Source organism: Flavobacterium lipolyticum (assembly GCF_020905335.1).
GTDB lineage: Bacteria > Bacteroidota > Bacteroidia > Flavobacteriales > Flavobacteriaceae > Flavobacterium > Flavobacterium lipolyticum.
This window is the reverse complement of the sequence record NZ_JAJJMN010000001.1, coordinates 1,825,279-1,847,197: the sequence shown is the minus strand read 5'-3', so window position 1 is coordinate 1,847,197 and position 21,919 is coordinate 1,825,279. Positions and strand designations below refer to the sequence as shown.

The following is a 21,919-nucleotide window of genomic DNA, read 5'->3' as shown; positions in this document are numbered from 1 at the left end:
AAGAACATCTATTATAAATGTTTCAGAATGCTTTGATTTATTTTTTAACGCCCCTTAGAAAATAAAAGAGAAGCAAAAACAAAATGAAGACTATGAAAAAACCTACTAACCTAAGATTGATTTTATTAGCTTTGATTTTCTTTCAAAGTTACTTTGTAATTTCTCAGAATCTTAAGTCATTTACTCCGAGATTTGACAAGAAGCTAAAAGGAGACATGTTGCTTATTGGTAACAATATCCTGAACAGAGATGGAGGAACCAGAAATTCCAGACCAAATGTCGCTTACAATGATGACTGGCTTAACTCGGATTTCGACATGAGGTATATTGATGTCGATAATGACAACAGTACTTTTAGTTCCAGTAGTGCAACTTTGACAGTGCCAAAGCCGGCTTGTTATAAAATTGTTTATGCCGGTTTGTATTGGGGGGCTATCCTACAGCAAAATGATCGTACAGGTATAGAGAAGGTAAAACTTAAATTACCAACAGGGGGCTATCATGATATCAATGGAGAGATCATCCATGATGCTAATGCAGCACCAATTGGAAGTGGTAATAATAGGCCTTATGCCTGTTATGCAGATATAACGAACTTAGTTGCCGGACAGGCTAATGCACAAGGTGTCTATACGGTTGCTAATGTTATATCGAGTCAAGGTTCTAATGGAGGAACCGGTTTATCTGCGGGCTGGTCTATTTATGTTGTTTACGAAGACCCAACTTTGCCGGCGAAATATATCACTTCATTTGATGGTTTTAGTGCAATTGGAGGTGTAACTACTTTAGACATTCCTGTTTCAGGTTTTAAAACAATCCCAACTGGTCCGGTACGTGTAAAGTTTGCTTTTGCTGCTTTAGAAGGGGATCAGTCTATTGCGGGTGATTACCTGCAAATTAACGGAATTGGGATTAGTGCTACAAACGCCGCAAATACAGCTATTAGAGCCTCAAATAACTTCTTTAATAGTAGTGTAACTTATGTTGATCCGGCTACAGATAAAACAGAGAATTTCTTAAACCGAAGTCCCGCCAGTACCAATACGCTTGGGTATGATGCGGGTATTTTGAATATTAATAACCCCGGAACTCTTTTGAGACCCGGAGGTATTGTTATTGATAATAATGAGACTTCGGCAAATATTAGATTAGGAAGTACTCAGGACGTTTACTTTTATTATTTTAATGCATTTGCGGTAGATATTATTGAGCCTCATATTGTACTGACGAAAATTGTTAAAAATTCAGCAGGGACGGATATTGGGGGGCAAAATGTAGTATTGGGGCAACAATTAAATTATGAAATTGGTATTAGAAACTCAGGTAATGATGATGCAAAATCTTTAACCATTAGAGATCAGTTGCCAATTAATATTATATTTAATTATCCGGGAGACTTAAACCCGCTTCCGGCTGGCGTAACGGTACAAAGTTATGATCCTGCAACCAGAAGTATTGTTTTTAAAGTAGATGATTCTGTTGTTAAAGCAAATACATTAAAAGAGACTGTCATAAGCTTTAAAGTTAAAGTTGTTCCGGATTGTAATTCCTTAAGTGAAGCATGTTCTAATAGTATTGATAACTCTGCATATGCCACTTATAAAGGAACTTTAAATCCTGATTTTCAAATTTCAGATGATCCGAGTGTCAATACAAATACAGGATGTATATTAACTCCAAAAGCGACTAACTTTTTAGTAGGTGTTGATGGTTGTAAGTATACAGCAAATGTTACTTTATGTAAAGACACAGTAGATTTAGTTGCTGCAAACGGATATACAAGTTATACCTGGTATAGTGACGAAGCGCGTACAAAACAAATAGGGACAGGACAAACACTTACGGTTAAAGATCCGGGAACTTATTATGTATACAATTTAGCTGCGGCACCTTGTAGATCAATTTATCAGGCTATTACAGTAACCAGATTTGGTGCTACAAATACAAACCCTGTAATTCCTTATGCAAAAGCTCCGTATAAAGGAGAGGTCTTAATTTGTCCAAATAATGGGAAAGAGTTACCTAATCTTTTCTTATGTGGTGCAAATGATTCCAGACTAATTGAAACGCATATCTCAGATGGTTCAACCCTTGTTTGGGAAAAATTAGATGAAGCAAGCTGTACAGCGCCAAGCAGTCCAAATTGTGCCAATGAAGGTACTTCTTGTTCTTGGACTCAGGTTGCAACGGGACCAAATTACTTGGCTAAAATTGCCGGGCAATACCGATTAACATTAAATTATGCCGGAGGTTGTTTTAACCGTTTTTATTTTAATGTTTTCACCAATTCATTAAGTCCTACAGAGAAACATACCGATATTATTTGTGGTAAAGCTGGTACGATTACAGTAGGAGGTGTTCCTGCCGGATATGAGTACAGTATTAATGGTACAACTTATCAGGCTAGTAATGTATTTAATGTTACTACTGCAGGCTTCTATACCGTTTATATAAGACTAGCAGGTGTAACAGGAAACACTTGTATTTTTACGGTTCCGAATATTCAAATCAGACAAAGGGACTTTAAGGTAGTACAAGAGGTAACACAGCCATTGTGTTATGGTGAAAAAGGTAAAATTAAAGTAGCCGTAAATGATGCTAATGCACAATATTATTATAAACTTTATAATAATGGAACATTATTGTCTAGTGTAGGACCTGTGCCAGATTCTGAATATACTTTTGATAATTTAAATACAGACCAGAATTATGTTGTAGAGATTACTACAGATGATGGTTGTAAAGATACCAAGTATATATACATGGGTAAGGTTTGGAACGAATATAAAGCAACAGTTGCTTTAGTAGAACCTCTTACTGCATGTAGTGACGGAAAAATCAGAATCACAACAGAAGGAGGTAATTCGCCTTATAATTATTTTATAAACAGCGATACTGTCTTTCAAACCAGTAATGAGTTTGTGGTAACAGCTCCGGGACTTTATACCATTAAAATTGTAGATAAAAACAACTGTACGATAACAAGAACTATTACAGTTCCTGATAATACAAAACCTGCTTATACTATTGATCATACCAATAGTAATTGTTATGATGGAAGCTCTAAGATAGAAGTAAAACTTACTGCCGGAGCAAACGGGTACACAATGGGGTATAGTATTAATGGAGGTGCTACTTTTCAGTCTAATCCTGTTTTTTCTAATTTACAGCCGGGAAGTTATGATGTAGTTGTCAGATACGGTATAGGAACGCCAATCAAGTATTGTACAGATCCTAAACAAAAAATAACAATTACAGGACCAACTTCTGCTATTTCAGCTTCTGCGGGAGTTGCCGCTTTGGCCGGATGTACATTACCTGACGGTAGCGGTGCAAACCAGGGAGGTAAACTGCGTATCAATAATGTTCAGGGAGGAACACCTGCTTATCAGTTTAGTTTTGATGGTGGTGTTACATGGCAGGCATCGAATGAAAAAGATGTTATGCCGGGTAATTTTATTTTACAGGTTAAAGACGCTTTAGGCTGTATATTCGAAATTCCTTATCAGATTACTTTAGATCCAAAACCTGCTGACCCAACGATCACTGTGGCTGATCCTGTTTTTGGCTGTAATGGTATGGCATCAACTACGGTTACGGTTACAAATCCGTCAAATAATTATACGTATGAGTACTATATTAATAATGTACCTAATACGCCAATTACAAATAATGTCTTTACAAATGTTCCTTCCGGAACACATACTATAAAGGTTAAATACAAAGTTACTACGGTACCTACTTACAGTAACTTGTTAAGAGAAGATTTTGGTAGAGGACCAGACACAACAACTCCGGGTATTCACCCTAATTATTGTTGGGAAAAACAAGATGCTGTAGAAGATTGCGGTATTGGAGGTTATATGCCAATTTTGCTTAATGATGGGGAATATGTTGTGACTCAGGCTCTGTTGCCACAGCACGTAGCTGGTTTTAACTGGAATCTGCCTAAAGATAATACGGCAGTTATTAACAATACACCACAAATAAAAGACGGAAGATTTTTAGCCGTTAATGTTGGAGGTGTGGTACCAATAGGTGGTGTTTTATACAAAAAAACGATTAATGATGTTATTCCAAATCAGGACATACAGGTATCACTTTATATGCTTAACTTATTAAGTAAAAATAATAATTTACCTTCTCCAAGATTAACGATACAACTTCAGAAAAATGGAACTGTTATAACGGGAGCCTCAAAAGATACACAAAGTATTCCTAGAGATGAGAAATGGCATAATACAACTGATCTTGGAAGTGGCCAGGTATTAACTTTAAATCCCGGAAATAATACTTCTCTTGACTTTGTTATCTTATCCTACAGTCAGGTTATTTCTGGTAATGATTTAGCGGTTGATGATATTTGGGTACGTCAGATTCCGGAGGTTTGTGGCGCTGAGAAAGAATTCCCAGTTGTTATTGGAAAAGATAAAGCATTTAAAGCTTCAATTGTAGGTCATAAAGACGTAACCTGTAATGGTGCTAATAATGGAGAAATTACATTATCTGCACAAAATTTTGATGCCACTTATGGTTTTGATTACTCTTTAGATAATGGTGCAACCTGGGTAAATTCTAAAACTTCACCGGTTACCGTTAAAAACTTGACGAGTAAAACGTATAATATTTTAATTCGTTATGATGATAAGGCGGGAACATGTAGTTTCCCATTCGATCAGCCAGTAGGTACTCCTGCTGCATTAACAATTACGGCAAGTGTTACAAAAACGGCTACTTGTACAAATGGAGCTACTATTACGGCTGTTGCAGGAGGAGGAACACCGGCATATCAATATGAATTAAGGGCAGCAAATGGTACTACAGTTATAACTGCATTCCAGAATTCTGGTGTATTTACAAATGTTCCTACTGGTACCTATACAGTGGTAACACGTGATGCATATGCATGTTCTTCAAGCGCCTCTGCACAGGTTAATGTTGTTGCACCAACAATGCCAACAGCATCTTTAGCAGCTACTAGTGACTATTGTGTTACCGGGACTAAAGGAGCAACTCTTGTGGTTACGGCTACAGGTACAGGAGCTCTAACGTATAGTTTAAATGGTGCACCTGCACAAACCAGCCATACATTTACAAATGTTGGAGCAGGAACACATACTATTACAGTTACAGACAGTAATAATTGTCCGATTACTATAAACGGAATTGTAATTGCTCCTGAGTTAAAAGCAGCAGCCTCTATTACAAAAACATTGGATTGTACAACTCCAAATGCAACGATTAAAGTTGACATTACGGATGGTGTTGCTGCCTATACTTATAAAGTTAAAAAAGACGCAGGTGCTTATGGTGGCAGTGTAAATGTTACAGGTAATACTTTTAATTATCCTACGCCGACAGCCGGACTTTATACTTTTGAAATTACAGATTCTAAGGGATGTAAAGCTTATATAGATGCTACAATTAGTCCAATTACAAATCCAACAGTTACTGCTAATCCAACGCAAATTACTTGTAACGGTCTTAAAAATGGTAGTGTACAGTTAGTTGGAGCAGGAGGTTCAGGCGGATATGAGTACAATTTTAATAATTTAGGTTGGTCAACAACTTCATTATATTCTGGTTTAGATCCAAATATTAACTATTCTTATCAGGTAAGAGACAGTAAAGGATGTACTTCTCCTGTTGGAAATATTACATTAACACAGCCAACTGCTGTATCAGGAACTATTGGAGCTACTATTATTAAATGTGGCACACCAAGTACTGTACCGGCAGTAGTTACAGTTACTGGTTCTGGCGGAACCGGTGCTTATACTTACAGTTTCAACGGAACGGCAAACTTTACAACAACAAATACTTACTCAACAACAGCTGCCGGAACAGTTACGGCATATGTTAGAGATGCAAATAACTGTCAGTTTGGGCCATTATCAATTACAATTGGTGCTTTAGAACCAATTACAGATATCACTATTGTTGATAGCGGATATGATTGTTCTACGGTTCCGGCTGGTGGACGTGTAACTTTGACAGCGGTAAAAACAGGAAGTACAGCAAATATTATCTATCAGATTATTTCTGGTCCTGCAGGATTTAACCCTGCGACCAATTCAACAGGAAACTTTTTATCACTGACTCCGGGAGATTATATCTTCCAGGCAACTGATACGGTTACTAATTGTTCATTCACAAAAGGACATACCATTAAAGCAACGTCAGATATTATTACAGGTGGTTCAGTACTTACAAGTATTCAATGTTTTGGTTCTACCGGAACTATTGAATTTACAGTAAATGGTGTTAAGGCAAACGGATATGATTATGTTATTAAAAACGCTGCCAATACAATCATTCAGCAAGCAACTGGTGTAAGTGCAGCTACAACTACCGTTGCAGTTCCTACTGCTCAGCCTGTAGGAGCGTATACGATTACTGCAACAGACAGATTAACGAAATGTCAGTCTTCTTATACAGTAACTTTAACGCAGTCAGCTGCAGCTGTTGATGTTACTGCTGTAGCCACTACAGTAAATTGTAACAAATTTACAGCTGAGATTACAGCAACCGGAACAGGAGGGACACCAAATTATACCTATGCAGTAGCAAGACAAGGTGCTGCAGTTCCTACAGTTTATGCTTCCAATAATGTTTTAACAGTTAATACTGTTAACGGAACAGTATTAAACTGGGTGGTTTATATAAAAGATGCGAATGGTTGTTTGGATAATTTCCCTATAAAAATTGATGTTGATGCTAAACCGGTTATTACAGGTGTGGTGGTTGACAATCAATGTCAGACAGGATCAGTTTCAAGTTTTACTATTACAGCTACTGCTACGGGATTAGTACCTTTAACGTATAGTATTGATGGAACTAATTTCCAGACTAGCAATACTTTTACAGTGAGTGCTGGATCTTATACCGTAACGGTAAAAGATAAAAATGGTTGTACAACAGCTGCTGCAGTTCCTGTAGTGGTGTATGCTAAAGTTGGTGCCTTAGCAGAGGTTACTAAAGAATTAGATTGTAGTGCAACTCCAAATGCAACAATTAAAGTTGATATTAGTGGAGGAAAAACTCCATATACTTATACTGTAGCGAAAGGTACAGGAACTCCTGGTGGAGTTATTAATGTTACCGGAACATCGTTTACAATTTCTGTTGCTTCTGCTAATGCTGATAAATATACATTTGCAATTACAGATGCAAACGGATGTTCTACGACAACATCTGCGACTGTTGCTCCTATTGCACCTCCAACAGTAACTGCTGTAAAAGTAGATGCTTCATGTAACGCTTCTGCAACAGGTACAGTTCAATTAACAGGTGCTAATGGTTCAGGAGGATATACCTATAGTAAAGACAATGTTACTTATACAGCGACTTCATTATTTGAAAATCTGTTAGCGGGTAACTACACTTTCTATGTAAAAGACAGTAAAGGATGTACCGGAAGTGTTAATGTTACAATAGGTGAACCTGCAAAATTAACAGCAGGTGCTACTGCTACTAACTTTACTTGTAGTGTTACCAATACGAAACAATCTGCGACTGTTACCATTACAGCAACAGATGGTACAGCTCCTTATACGTACAGTTTTAACGGAAGTGGATATACTGCCGCAAATACGTTAACAGTAAACGATAACGGTGCAGATCAAATCATTAGCTATTCTGTTAAAGATGCTAAAGGATGTACCACTGCGGTTCAGCAAATTACCATTAAGAAATTAGATCCTCCTGTTATTGTTTCAATATCAGGTAGTGCAATTCTATGCTCACCATCTACCAGTACTACCAGTACTGTAACTGTTACAACAACAAATGGAGTAGGGACTTTAGCTTATGTTATTACAGCACCAGCTTCTGCAACTTCAAACGTAACAGGTGCAACGACTGGAGTATTTACAGGATTAGTGGCAGACACTTATACTTTTAAAGTAACAGATGCAAACGGATGTTTTGCTATTCAGTCTTATACAGTACTTCCATTAACTCCAATTGCAGTTGCTGAATCAAAATTAAGCGATGTTTTATGTAATGGAGGAAATACGGGTTCTGCAAAATTCAGTATTTCTGGATTTAGTGCTACAGGAAATTATGCGGTAGTAATAACCTCTACTCCTGCAGGATTACCATATACAACTGTAACGACAGGAGATGTGATTACCTTAAACGGATTAGTTGCGGGTACTTACAACCTTGAAGTAACAGATAATACAACAAATTGTAAGGCAAACAAATCAATAACGATTACAGAGCCAGTAAATCAATTAGGAGGATCGCTTGTAATTGTGAATGCTAATTGTCATGTTCCAAATGCAAAAGTAACAGTTACTGCTACAGGAGGAACACCAACATATTCTTATGCATTTGTACACAATAATGTAGCTCCTGCATCAACAGATTATAAATCAAGTAACACAGCAAATCTTGATCCTGCTATTTCAGATTGGGATGTTTGGATAAAAGATGCAAACGGTTGTGTGTTTAAATTAGACGCGGCAATTGCTACAGATGCAGCTCCGGATGTTACGGCTTCGGTTACCAACCAATGTACGTCTACAGGAACTTCATTTAGTATCAAAGCTGTGGGAACAGGAGGTATTGCTCCTTTAACCTACTCTATTAGTAGTGGTGTTGCACCGGCTCCTGCAGATACTTTTACAGTAACCTCACCGGGTACTTATGTGATTACGGTAAAAGATGCGAATAACTGTACTGATACGGTTACAGTGACAGTAAATTCTGTTTTAACAGCCAGTGCCGTTTTAGTGAAAGATATTACTTGTGCTGCTCCTGTTAATGCAACAATAACAGTTAATGCCGGAGGAGGTTTAGCGCCTTACACTTATTTAGTTTCTACTGATGGTGTAACTTTCGGAACATCTCCTGATTTGATTGGAAATACATTTACAACAAATACTGCCGGCGATTATTATTTCCAGGTAACGGATGCTAGCGGATGTACAAAAATAACTAGTAAAGTTGTAGTAACATCACCACAAACAGTAACAGGAACTGCTGCAAAAGTTGATCCTACTTGTAATGGTTATACAGATGGTTCGATAACATTAACAGCTACAGCAGGACTTTCTCCATTTACTTACAGTATCGATGGTGGTACTACTTTTGTAACTACAAAAGTTTTTGGAGGGTTAGCTTCCGGAACGTATACTTATGTAGTAAAAGATGCTAAAGGATGTACTTCGGTACCTGCAACAATTACTTTGGTTAATCCAGCTCCAATTGTTGTTAACATCGTACGTAATGCTATTTTATGTAATTTAAATACGCCTGGTAGTTTTGATGTTAATGTAACATCAGGAGGAACAGCTCCGTATGTATATAGATTATACGATAATGCATTTACACAAATTGCAACCTACACGGAAACATCTACAGTAAATCCAACACCTGTTTATAAATTTGCAGGATTGAATTTTGGAGATTATTACATTACTGTTGTTGATGCAAATGGTTGTGAATACAGAAGTGGTAAATTGAGAATTGAAACACCTCCTTACTTAAAGATGAGTGCTGTTGCAGATTCAAATAATTGTGCTACAGGTGTGAATGTTACCGTAACTACTTCAGGTGGTACGCCAGATTATAAATACTCTATTTTTGGACAGCCTTTAACAGAGAGCCCTGCACAAACGAGTCCAACTTATACTTTCTTAGGTTTAAAACATGGAACTACTTACTTTTTACAAGTAAAAGATATTAATGATTGTATTTCTATTTTAGAATTTACAACGCCTCCACCACCATCAAGTATAAAAGTTACAGGAACAACTGTAACAGATGTTACTTGTAATGGAACTTCAACAGGAATATTGACGTTTACGGTAAGGGATTTTGATCCATCAATTACTACAGTAAATTATGAAGTATTAAATGCTTTAACCTTGTTACCGGTTTCACCGGCAATTAATAGCACATTAACGGGGCCATTAGGCGGTCCAGTTTCTGGAACTATTTCAACATTGAAAGCCGGAAATTATGTTCTAAGAGTTACTGAGGCAGGAGGAACACTTTGTTCTACTACATTTAGTTTTACAGTGTCACAGCCGGTTCAACCGCTTAAAACAACAATTACAAAAAATGTAAATGCTACTTGTAATGTTGGTGCACAAGTTACACTAACCACTATTGGTGGTACGGGACCTTATGAGTACGCAGCGGGTGCTCCTGGATTTACGCCAACAACTTTTGGAACTAGTAATGTTTTGGTTTTAGATTATACTACAAGACAAAATTGGGATATTGTTGTACGAGATGCAAAAGGATGTATAGACAGAGTTAATACGACAATAGGCCTGGATCCTAGTCCGGTTATTGCATTATCAGTTGTAAATAAATGTGTGGCTGAAGGAGCCTATGTAGTTAGAGTTTCTCTTACTACAGCGGGAATCTCTCCTTACGAAATTAGTGTAAACGGTGGAGTATATGCACCTGTTACTATTACAACAGCTGTACCTTATGACGTAACGGGTCTTAATTCAGGATTAAATACAATTAAAATTAAAGATGCAAACGGATGTATTGATACTAAATCAATTACGATTGATAAACCACTGGGTGTAACACCAGTGATCACAGCATTGCCAACTTGTGCGAACAATGACGGAGTTATAACATTAACACCAATTGGTGGTGCAGGACCGTTTACTTATAGTATTGCACCTTCTGTTGGAACTGTTGTTGGGAATGTTATTTCGGGAGTTCCTGCCGGAATTTACACGATAACGATTACAGATACAAATACGTTATGTACTGCAACAGCTCCGGTTGAGCTTTCTGCACCAACACTGGTAGATTTTGATGCTGTAGTGACGAATGCTACTTGTAATGGTTCACGTAACGGAACTATTACCGTAAACTTAGCTGCCGGAAGCGATAACCCGGTTTATACTTATTCTATTTTGCCTGTTCCGCCAGGATCAGTACAAACAGATAATGTATTTTCAAATCTTCCTGCGGGCACTTATTCAATTACGGTGTTTTCAGGCAGAGGATGTTCAGCATCTAAACCATTTACAGTAGGTCAGCCACTTACATTAGCGGCTACTGCAGCTGTTAAAGATTATGCTTGTACAGGTAATGTTGCACAGCCAGCTGTGGTAACAGTAAATGTTACAGCAGGTACAGGAACAGCACCTTACAAATACAATTTTGATGGTTCTGCTAACTATTTTGACGCTAATACACTAACAGTATTAGACAATGGTGCTGCACAGACTATTAGCTATTATGTAAAAGATGCTAACGGATGTTTGTTTAATAGTACAGTAACGGTTAATCCATACCAAAAAATTACAGACCTAAACTTTGCGGGTGCTGCAATTACTTGTAACGCTCCTGCGACAAGTATTACAGTTACTGTAGCGGGTGGATATGCGATTACGAAATATGAAATCGTTTCACCAACTGCAAACGCAGTTGATAACGGAACGGTGAATGTTTTCAATGGTTTATTACCAGGTACCTATGTTTTCAAAGTAACAGATGCTAATGGATGTTCATTCCAGAAATCATTGACAATTAAACCAGTAACTAATATTACCGTTTCTGGTCAATTAATAAAAGATGTAAGTTGTAACGAAACAGCAGCTGTTGCTAACGGTTCTGTTGAGTTCACTGTAGGTAACTTTGCAGCAACTTATACATATTCTATTAACGGAGTTGCGGTTGCAGGAACACATACTAATCCTAAAGTTACCCTTACCAATTTAGCAGTAGGGAACTATAAAATAGATGTTGTTGATGTGGCTACAGGCTGTATTGCAACAGCAAATGAGGATGTTAGCGAACCGGCAACGCCATTATTATTAACACTGGATTATAATATCAATGCGAATTGTAATTTTGGTGCAAAAGTAAGTGTTATAGGTTCAGGAGGAACTCCTGGTTATACTTACGCTTACGCTGAGAGCCCAACAGCACCGGCACTGGGAGCTTATAAAGCGAGTCCAAGTGCAGTTTTAGATCCATCTAAAGTTTGGATTGCTTATGTAAGAGATGATAATGGATGTATTGCTCAGTTACCATTGACTATTGCGACAGATCCTCTGCCAACAATTGACCCAATTACGGGTGTTTGTTACGATGGTTCTCCTGTAAATGTTACTTTGGTAGGCCATGGTGTTGGTCCATTAACGTACAGTATTGGTAATGGATTTAAAACAAGTCCTGACTTTGTACTTAACGCACCGGGTTCATACACTTTCTACGTGAGAGATGCTAACGGTTGTGATGCAGCAATTCCATATGTTTATCAATTGGATCAGAAATTGTTATTAGACGCGGTACTTCAGGATTTAACCTGTGCGGCTCCTAATATGGCGACTGTTACATTAACAGCTACGCAAGGATCTACTTTGTATACTAACTATGAAGTTTCATTTAATGGAGGTGGTTTTACACCAACAACATCTCCATACACAACTAATATTGCAGGAACCTATACTTTTAGAGTTACAGATAGTAAAAACTGTCAGTCAGTTTCAAAACCAGTAGTCGTAAATCCTATTGTAATGCCTACTATTTCAACTACTCCATTTAATGTAAGTTGTAATTTAGGAAACGACGGAAGTATTACAATTACTGCTGGTAGCGGACTTGCTCCTTATGAATATAGTATTGATGGTACAAATTACCAGGCTTCTAATATTTTTGGAACATTAGGTCAGGGTACTTATACGGTATACGTAAGAGATGCTAAAAAATGTGTGGTTAGTGAGGTTGTTACAATTTCACAGCCGACTGTTTTAGGTGCTACTGCTGCAGTTACTCCATTTAGATGTAATTTAACTAATGCACCAGATGATGCTATAGTAACTTTAACGGCTACTAACGGTACTCCAGGATACAAATACAGTTTTGATAATGGTGTTACTTTTGGAGATGCTTCAACGTTAAATGTAAGCACTATAACGGCTAATAAAACAGTGTTTTACGTGGTAATTGATGCTAATGGATGTAGAGTTTCAGGAAATGTAACGGTGATCCCTTACACACCGCCTACTGATATGAATATTACAGCAACACCAATTTATTGTAATACAGCTGGAGGAGTTTCTACTGCTACCGTAAATACAGTAACAGGTGGTGTAGCTCCTTACCAATACGATATTGTTTCACCGGCAACAGCTGTTACTAACAATACAACCGGTATTTTCCCTGGATTGTTACCGGATACTTATCAAATTAAAGTTACAGATGCTAATGGTTGTAGTACAACAAAAGCGATCGTGATTAAAGAATCTGATAAGATTAAAGCGACTACTCAGTTGATAACTGATGTGTCATGTAATGGAGTAAGCACCGGTACAGCGTCATTTGTTGTAAGCGGTTATATTACTCCTGCTGATTATATCTATTCATTAGCACCACTTGCTGGTACAGCTACTAAAACGGGTGATGTTATAAGCTACACTGGTTTAGCTGCAGGTATTTATACGTTTACAGTAGTAGACAGGATATCTGGATGTCAGGATCAGGTGGTAAACTTTGAGATTAAGCAGCCATTGGCTTTAGATTTTACATCTACTGCTACCAATACAAATTGTAACGATAAAACGGCTGAAATAACTATTGCAGCAACCGGAGGTACTCCTGCTTATCGTTATGCTGTTGTTGTTTCAGGTGCAGCAGCTCCAACGGTTTTTGGAAACAATAATGTTATAGCTGTTGATACAAACAATGGTGCCAATAGAAATTGGGATATTTATGTACAAGACCTTAACGGATGTCCGGTAATGAAATCTCAAAATATTGTTGAAGATGTATTACCAACAACTCCGTCAGTGGCTCCATTTAGTCAATGTCCGGATCCATTAAACGGAACGTATACCTTTACGATTACTGGAGTTACAGGTGTAGCACCAATCGAATATAGTATTGGTAAAGGTTTCCAAAGTAGCCCAACATTCACCGTTAATGCTTCAGGTACTTATGATGTAACTGTAAAAGACGGAAACGGTTGTGAAGTAAAAACGACGGCAGTAGTGAATATTTTCCCAGCTCTGACTTTAGATGTGGAGATCACAGCTTTACCAGACTGTAACACTAACAATGGAGCTATTAAAGCTACAGTTTCTGGAGGTGCTAACCCTGCAACCCCTGCAAACTATAGCTATAGTTTAAATGGTAACTTTGGTCAGACATCCGGAGTATTTACCAATATCGCTCCTGGAAAACATACAATTACGGTAACGGATGTGGCTACAGGTTGTACAAGAACCGTTCAATTTGAAATCATACCTGCGACTCCAATTAAAGGATTTACTTTAGCACACACAGATGTTACTTGTAATACATTTACTAATGGAACGATCACTGCAACTATTGATGAAACAGGTGGAAATGACAACCCAATTTACTATTACAGTATCACAGCGGGACCAGTTCTTAGACCTAATCAGACTTCAAATGTGTTCACAGGATTGCCAAAAGGTCAATATACAGTAACCGTTACATCTGGAAGAGGTTGTAAAGATTTAGAAGATGTTGAAATTCTTGAGCCGACTCCAATTGTTGTTACGGATTTTGTATTTACTCAATTTGGTTGTACAGCAGGAACAAACACAAATACAAATGCGACAATTACAGTAAACAAAGTAGACGGAGGATCTGGTACGTATGTTTTATATCAATTCATGAAAAATGGAGTTGAAGTTCAAAATAGTACTTCAAATACTTATACCGTATTTGATCTTACAGGAGGAGATTATACTGTAAATGTTTATGATAGTAAAGGATGTGTTGGATCATCTACAGGATTAATGAAAATTGTGCCTTTTATTAGCTTAGACAATATTACGGTAACAATAGATAAAGAAATTACTTGTGTAAACAATGAGGACATTACTGTTACAGCTGCGGTTACTGGTGGTACACCGACACCGACACAATTGTTATACAGCATTAGAGGAATAGGCGGAAGCACTTTTACAGCTAATAATACAACAGGAGTGTTCACAGCATTGCCAATTGGTAATTATTTAATTACTGTAGAAAATACAGATACAAAATGTATAATAGAGAAAGCGCATTATGTAGCTAATCCAAATACATTCGAAATTAAAGCTACTCCGGTAGTAGCTGAAGTTTGTTTTGGAACTGCTAATGGAAGTGTGAACCTAACTTTTGTTGATAATCAAAAACTTCCAAGCGATGATGCAGGTATATTTGATTACACGATTACAGGTCCTGTAAATGTTCCATTAACTCGTTCAGCAAATGCTGGTCCGGTTTCTATTACAGGTCTTCGTGCAGGTCAGTATACGGTAAACGCTACTTTAGTAGGCAAACCATATTGTTCAGTTTCAACTATTTTCTCAATAGGACAGCCTAGTGCGGCTTTAGTGGTAACAACAACAAAATCTGAAATCACTTGTGTGGCAGGTAATAATGATGGAGAAATTTCAGCTTCCGCAACAGGTGGTTGGGATACGAATTACCAATATGACTTAGTATTAAACGGAACAGTTATCGCAAATAACACCAACGGTAATTTTACCGGGTTATCAGCAGGTAATTACACCGTTATTGCTAAAGATGGAAAAGGATGTCAGGCATCAGCAACACAATCATTGAAGATCCCGGATCCAATTGTGGTTAGTGCAACAGCAACAGCTTCAGTATTACCATGTTTTGGAGACAGATCAGGTATCATTACAGTAAACCCTCCAACAGGTGGTCAGGGAAGTAACTATATGTACACCTTGAACATGTTGTCAGAGAATCCGGTGATTTCATCAGGTCCACAAAGTAACCCTGTGTTCACAGGCTTACCGGCAGGAACTTACAGTATTACAGTTACGGATGGATTTACTTGTTCTGCAACATCTGCAAATGTTGTGATTACAGAGCCAACAGAAGTAGTTCCAAGTTTAGTGCTGGCAACGACACAAACTTGTAATACACAATCAACACTTACGTTAAGTGCAACAGGAGGTTCTGGTCCATATACATACAGTACCGATCAGACTTTTACAACAACAACTGGTTCATTTGCAACTTCTGTTACCTTCGCGGTACCAGTGGGTAAATACCAATATTATGTGAAAGATGCTAAAGGTTGTGTGGCAAAAATTTCTAACGAAGTTAAAATCGATCCATTAGAGCCATTAGTAATAGATTTAGATGTTACCAATGCTGTAGTAAAATGTATGGGTGAAGCTACAGGAGTTATTGTAGCAAATGCAAAAGGCGGTTTAGGAAACTATATCTATACTTTAGAAAATAATACAGGTGTTGTGGTTAGACCGGCACAGCCTAGTGGCAGATTCGAAGATCTTCCAATAGGGACGTATGTTGTAAAAGTAGCTAGTGGTGATTGTCCTGCGACATCAGGAACTATCGAAATTAAACAGCCAGCTACAGCTATTCAGGCTACATTTACACCAACCAATGTTTCTTGTTTTGGAGAAAGTAACGGTCAGATTGTAGTTGCTGCAACAGGTGGTACAGGAATTATTAAATATGCAATATCACCGGATTTAGATCAGTTTGATGTTAAAAACACTTTTGATAAACTTGCACCGGGTAAATATACGGTTATAGCTCAGGATGAAAATGGTTGTTATGTTATCGATGAAATCGAAATCACTCAGCCAAAACCTTTAATCGTAACAGAACTTCCAAACTCTATGATTCCGGAAGTTTGTAAAGGAGATAAAGACGGTGCATTCAGTATCGAAGTTAAAGGAGGTACTGCACCATATAGCGTAAGTCTTGACAATAAAAACGGAACGTATATTCAAGGTACGGCAACTCAAACTATATTTGATTTTACTAATCTTTCAGGAGGAGTTCATACCGTTTACGTTAAGGATGCTCAGGGATGTGTGAATGAATTTGTAGAAAACATGCCTTTACCGGTTGTTCTTGATCCAACTACCGTAACCAATTACGATTGTGTGAACAACGCTCAAACGAATATGGTAACCGTAACAGTTGATGCTAGTAATACAGATCTTACACAAATAGATTATTCACTTGATAGTGATGTAGGTCCTTGGCAGGCAGCAAATATCTTTACCAATATTGCTCCTGGAACGCACTACATTGTAGCGAGACATACAAATGGATGTAAAGTGCCAACGGCAAGTTTCGAAATCAGAGCTTATGAGAAGTTAACACTTGCTGAGTCAACAGGAAAACCTGAAATGAACATCATTTCAGTTACTGCTGCCGGTGGAGCGCCAGCTTACGAGTACAGTTTCAACGGAGAGCCGTTTACTTCTTCTAGCAAATACAAAATCTACAAAACAGGAGATTATGTAGTAGTAGTAAGAGATCAAAACGGATGTACAGCAACAATTACAGTTCATGCAGTTTATGTGGATGTGTGTCTTGACAACTACTTTACTCCAAACGGAGATGGTGTTTATGATACGTGGGGGCCTGGTTGTACAAACATTTACAACAACCTTGAATTCTCAATCTTCGACAGATACGGTCGTGTAATTGCCAAATACCGTTACGGACAAAAATGGGACGGTAGATACAATGGTGCCGAATTACCATCAGGAGATTACTGGTATGTTCTTAAATTAAATGACGAGAAAGATGCACGTGAGTTTGTAGGACATTTCACTTTATACAGATAACAAAATAAGAGCCCCTAATGATGTTATCTAAAAAAATTATTACAATGAAAAAGTTTATTTTATCTTTAGTACTCATGGCTGTAACAACAAGTTACAGCCAAGAGTTAAACCTACCGGTTTTTACACAGTATTTAGCCGATAATCCTTTTGTTATCTCACCGGCCTTCGCTGGTATCGGTGATAACCTTAGAATTAGAGCCAATGGACTTACCCAATGGGTAGGGATAAAGGATGCGCCGGACAACCAGTCGCTTTATGCCGATTTTAGAGTTTTGGACCGTTCAGGAGTGGGTATCAATGTGTACAATGATAAGAATGGATATACGCGTCAGACTGGAGCTAAGATCTCCTTCGCGCACCACATTATTCTGGATTATTATTCAAAACAATACCTGTCTTTCGGACTTTCGTACAACTTTAATAGTTTCCGTATTGATATTGACGAATTCAATAACACCATTGAGCATCCTATTTTAGATCCAAGTGTAACCGACAATCGATATACCGCAAACAGCAACTTCGATGTAAGTGCTTTGTACCGTAACAAAGCATTCTATGTCAGTTTTAATGCGAACAACGTACTAAAGAAAAATACCAACAAATACAGAGGAGTAGAGCCTAGTTTACTTTCCAATTATCAGATATATACAGGATTTATTTTTAAAGACGGAGAAAACAGCCGTATCGAATACGAACCATCGCTTTACTACCAGTACTTCGCAAGTGATAAACGTTCTACAACCGATTTTAACTTCAAGTACAGACGTTACAACCGTTACGAGGATTATTACTGGATTGGGGTTTCGTATCGTTTTTTAAACGATCAGTTTCCAAAACCATTATCCGTTGGGCCAATGGTAGGTTTTATGAAATCTAAGTTCTACTTTGGGTATTCGTATCAGGTAATGTTTAACAATTTGGGCAATTACAACACAGGGACACACTCTGTAACTATTGGTTTCGATTTCTTGCAAGCCATTAGCAACTGTCCTTGTACACAAAGTCCGGTTCACGACTAAGCAAACATTTTTAACGTTTTTAAAGTTAATTTGTTTTTTTTCCTAAATTATATCGTTTTCGCTGTTAGAGCGGGTTTATTTTTATATTTTTCAAATTTGTTGCAACCCTAAAAGTTCTATATTTGTTTTTCTATCAGAAAAAATTAAAAAATTATCAAATGAAAACTCTAAACGATTTCGACTTTAAAAATAAAAAAGCAATTATCCGTGTGGACTTTAATGTGCCATTGGATGAAAACTTTAATGTAACGGATGCTACACGTATCGAAGCGGCAAAACCAACTATCGATGCAATTTTAGCGCAGGGAGGAAGTGTAATTTTAATGTCGCATTTAGGCAGACCAAAAGGAGCAGAAGATAAATATTCGTTAAAGCACATTTTAAAAACTGCTTCTGAAATATTGGGAGTTCAGGTAAAGTTTGCTGAAAACTGTATTGGAGAAGCAGCCAAGACTGCTGCTGCTAATTTACAGCCGGGAGAAGTTTTGTTGCTTGAAAATTTACGTTTTCACGCTGAGGAAGAAGCCGGAGATGTTGCTTTTGCAAAAGAGTTAGCATCATTGGGAGACATTTATGTAAACGATGCTTTTGGTACAGCACACAGAGCACACGCTTCAACCACAATTATTGCCCAGTTTTTTCCAACTGAAAAATGTTTTGGAACCTTATTGGCAAAAGAAATTGAAAGTTTAAATAAAGTACTTAAAAATAGCGAAAAACCGGTAACAGCAGTTCTTGGAGGTTCAAAAGTATCTTCAAAAATTACCGTTATCGAAAACATCTTAGACAAAGTAGATCACATGATCATCGGTGGCGGTATGACTTTTACATTCGTTAAAGCACTGGGGGGTAAAATCGGAGAATCTATTTGTGAAGATGACAAACAGGATTTAGCACTTGAAATTTTGAGATTAGCTAAAGAAAAGGGAGTTCAGGTTCACATTCCGGTTGATGTACTTGCAGCAGATAGTTTTTCTAATACTGCCAATACTCAGGTAGTAGAGGTAAACGCAATTCCTGACGGATGGCAAGGTCTTGATGCAGGTCCTAAATCTTTGGAAAACTTTAAAAAAGTAATTCTGGAGTCAAAAACAATCTTATGGAATGGTCCATTAGGAGTTTTCGAAATGGAGGCCTTTGCTAAAGGAACGATCGCTTTAGGTGATTATATTGCTGAAGCTACAGAAAATGGTGCCTTCTCATTAGTGGGTGGTGGAGATTCTGTTGCAGCAGTAAAACAGTTCGGTTTTGAAGATAAAATGAGTTATGTTTCTACCGGAGGTGGAGCTATGCTTGAAATGTTAGAAGGCAAAATTTTACCTGGAATCGCCGCGATTTTGGACTAAAAAATCACAATTAACATTTTTTTACATAGTTTTCTTCAATAAACTGTTTAAGTTTGTAAAACTAAGGTTTCTGTAATTTGTTGAATTATAGAATTTTAAAAAAATGTTATATGATTGTAAAAAAAATAGCAATAGTGGTTTCCGCTTTTTTTTCGATTTCTGTGGTCGCACAGAATGTGGCAAAAGCAGATGCTGAAATTAAACCGGTTGTAAAAATATCGTATTTAGATTCTGTTAAAAGTACCTTCAAAAAAAATGAACTGGCAACACGTGTTGACAGTCTTTGGATGAACGAATTAGTAAGTCTCGATATTTACGACGATTTAACAAAAGATATTCAAACCATTAACACAGATGTAACCGTTGATGAAGAACTGCCTACAGATTTGCTAAAACAGCGGTTGCAGGCAATGAATGGGAAATCACCTTTTAATATTGAATACAATCAGGGATTAGAAAACATCATAAAGTCATTTCTTAAGAATCGTAAAAAATCATTTTCACGATTAATGTCTTTATCAGAATATTACTTTCCAATTTTTGAAGACGCTTTTGCCAAACAAAATGTGCCTTTAGAAATTAAATATTTAGCCGTTGTAGAATCTGCTTTAAATCCTAAAGCAGTTTCTAAAATGGGCGCCACCGGACTTTGGCAATTCATGTACGGAACCGGTAAACAATACGCACTTAAAATAGATTCTTATATCGATGAACGCAGTGATCCGCTTAGAGCAACTGCCGCAGCATCAGAATATATGACTAAAATGTTCAGCATCTTTGGTGACTGGGAACTGGTTCTGGCCTCTTACAACTCAGGACCCGGAAATGTGACCAAGGCCATTCGCCGTTCCGGTGGAAAAACAAAATATTGGGACATTCGAAGCCATCTTCCAAAAGAAACTCAAGGTTACGTGCCCGCTTTTTTAGCCACCATGTACCTTTTTGAATACCATAAAGAACACGGAATTAATCCACAAAGAGCCGTTGTTAAAAATTTTGAAACCGATACTGTTCAGATCAAAAGCCAAATGTCATTCAAACAAATTGCTGATTTGTTAGACATGCCGCAATCTCAGATTCAGCTTTTAAATCCATCGTATAAACTAAACGTAGTTCCTTTTTATCAGGGAGAGGAGCATTATCTGCGTTTACCCAAAGAGAAAATTGCCACCTTTGTTTCAAACGAAGACAAGATTTATGCCTATGTGGCTTACCAATCGCAGAACAAAACCATTCCGGTTCAACTGGCGATGAGGACAGCCCCAAGAGCCAAATACATGGCGAAAGCCAAAGAAAAAGAAGAATCCTCTAAAGAAATTCAGTTTTACAAAGTTCGTAAAGGTGATAATCTGGGAGCAATAGCCGAAAAGTATAACGTAAGCATTGTAGATCTGAAGAAGTGGAACAATCTGAAATCAAACTCAGTGGCCTTTGGAAGAAATTTAAAAATTAAATCTGAAATAGAGGCAGTTGTTAAAAATCCTAAAGAAGCTAAAGCAACATTGGCAATAGATAAAAAATCAGAGGAGGCTATTGCTTCAGCAGATGATAAAGATAAAAATAATGCACAACCACAGGAGTATGTAGTAGCTGCCGGAGACAATTTAGGCAGCATTGCAAAGAAATTCGGTACGACTATTGCGGAGTTGAAAGAACTTAATAGTCTAACTTCAAATAATATTGGTTTAGGGAAAACATTAGTGATTTCTAAAGCAGTTCCTGAAATTGTAGAGGAGAATGCTGTAACAACCGCTATTGCGTCAAACAATTCAATTGATTCGTTTAAGAAAAAAGCAACGTCAAAAGCTTTGGGTGAAGACTATTATGTTAAAAAAGGAGATTCGTTGTATAGTATTTCTAAAAAATATCCAGGAGTGACTATTTCTGATATTAAAAAATGGAATAATATTAAAGACGGAGACATTAAACCCGGAATGAAACTTAAAATAAACGGATAATTCAAAATCTT

4 protein-coding genes are annotated in these 21,919 nt (G+C 37.4%); all 4 read left to right on the top strand.

The genetic code is table 11. The annotated features are described in order from the left end of the window. Nucleotides 1-92 precede the first annotated feature (92 nt). The 4 genes from LNQ34_RS08155 (at nt 93) to LNQ34_RS08140 (ending at nt 21,908) form a co-directional block, all read left to right on the top strand. Nucleotides 93-17,585: a T9SS type B sorting domain-containing protein gene (locus LNQ34_RS08155; RefSeq protein WP_229999187.1), complete on the top strand. Its 17,493-nt coding sequence runs from the start codon at nt 93-95 to the stop codon at nt 17,583-17,585. Nucleotides 17,586-17,629: 44 nt separating this feature from the next. Further along, nucleotides 17,630-18,604 (top strand): PorP/SprF family type IX secretion system membrane protein, encoded by a 975-nt coding sequence (locus LNQ34_RS08150; protein ID WP_202700738.1) that lies wholly within the window; start codon nt 17,630-17,632, stop codon nt 18,602-18,604. Between the two features lie 158 nt (nt 18,605-18,762). Beyond that, on the top strand, nt 18,763-19,950 hold the full coding sequence (locus LNQ34_RS08145; RefSeq protein WP_229999185.1) for a phosphoglycerate kinase: 1,188 nt from the start codon (nt 18,763-18,765) through the stop codon (nt 19,948-19,950). Nucleotides 19,951-20,060: 110 nt separating this feature from the next. Continuing rightward, nucleotides 20,061-21,908: a LysM peptidoglycan-binding domain-containing protein gene (locus tag LNQ34_RS08140; RefSeq protein ID WP_202700740.1), complete on the top strand. Its 1,848-nt coding sequence runs from the start codon at nt 20,061-20,063 to the stop codon at nt 21,906-21,908. Nucleotides 21,909-21,919 lie beyond the last annotated feature (11 nt).

Excerpts from the sequence above, each read along its gene's own strand:
- LNQ34_RS08150 (WP_202700738.1), top strand. The coding sequence starts at position 17,630 with ATGAAAAAGTTTATTTTATCTTTAGTACTCATGGCTGTAACAACAAGT.
- LNQ34_RS08140 (WP_202700740.1), top strand. The coding sequence starts at position 20,061 with ATGATTGTAAAAAAAATAGCAATAGTGGTTTCCGCTTTTTTTTCGATT.
- LNQ34_RS08155 (WP_229999187.1), top strand. The coding sequence starts at position 93 with ATGAAAAAACCTACTAACCTAAGATTGATTTTATTAGCTTTGATTTTC.
- LNQ34_RS08145 (WP_229999185.1), top strand. The coding sequence starts at position 18,763 with ATGAAAACTCTAAACGATTTCGACTTTAAAAATAAAAAAGCAATTATC.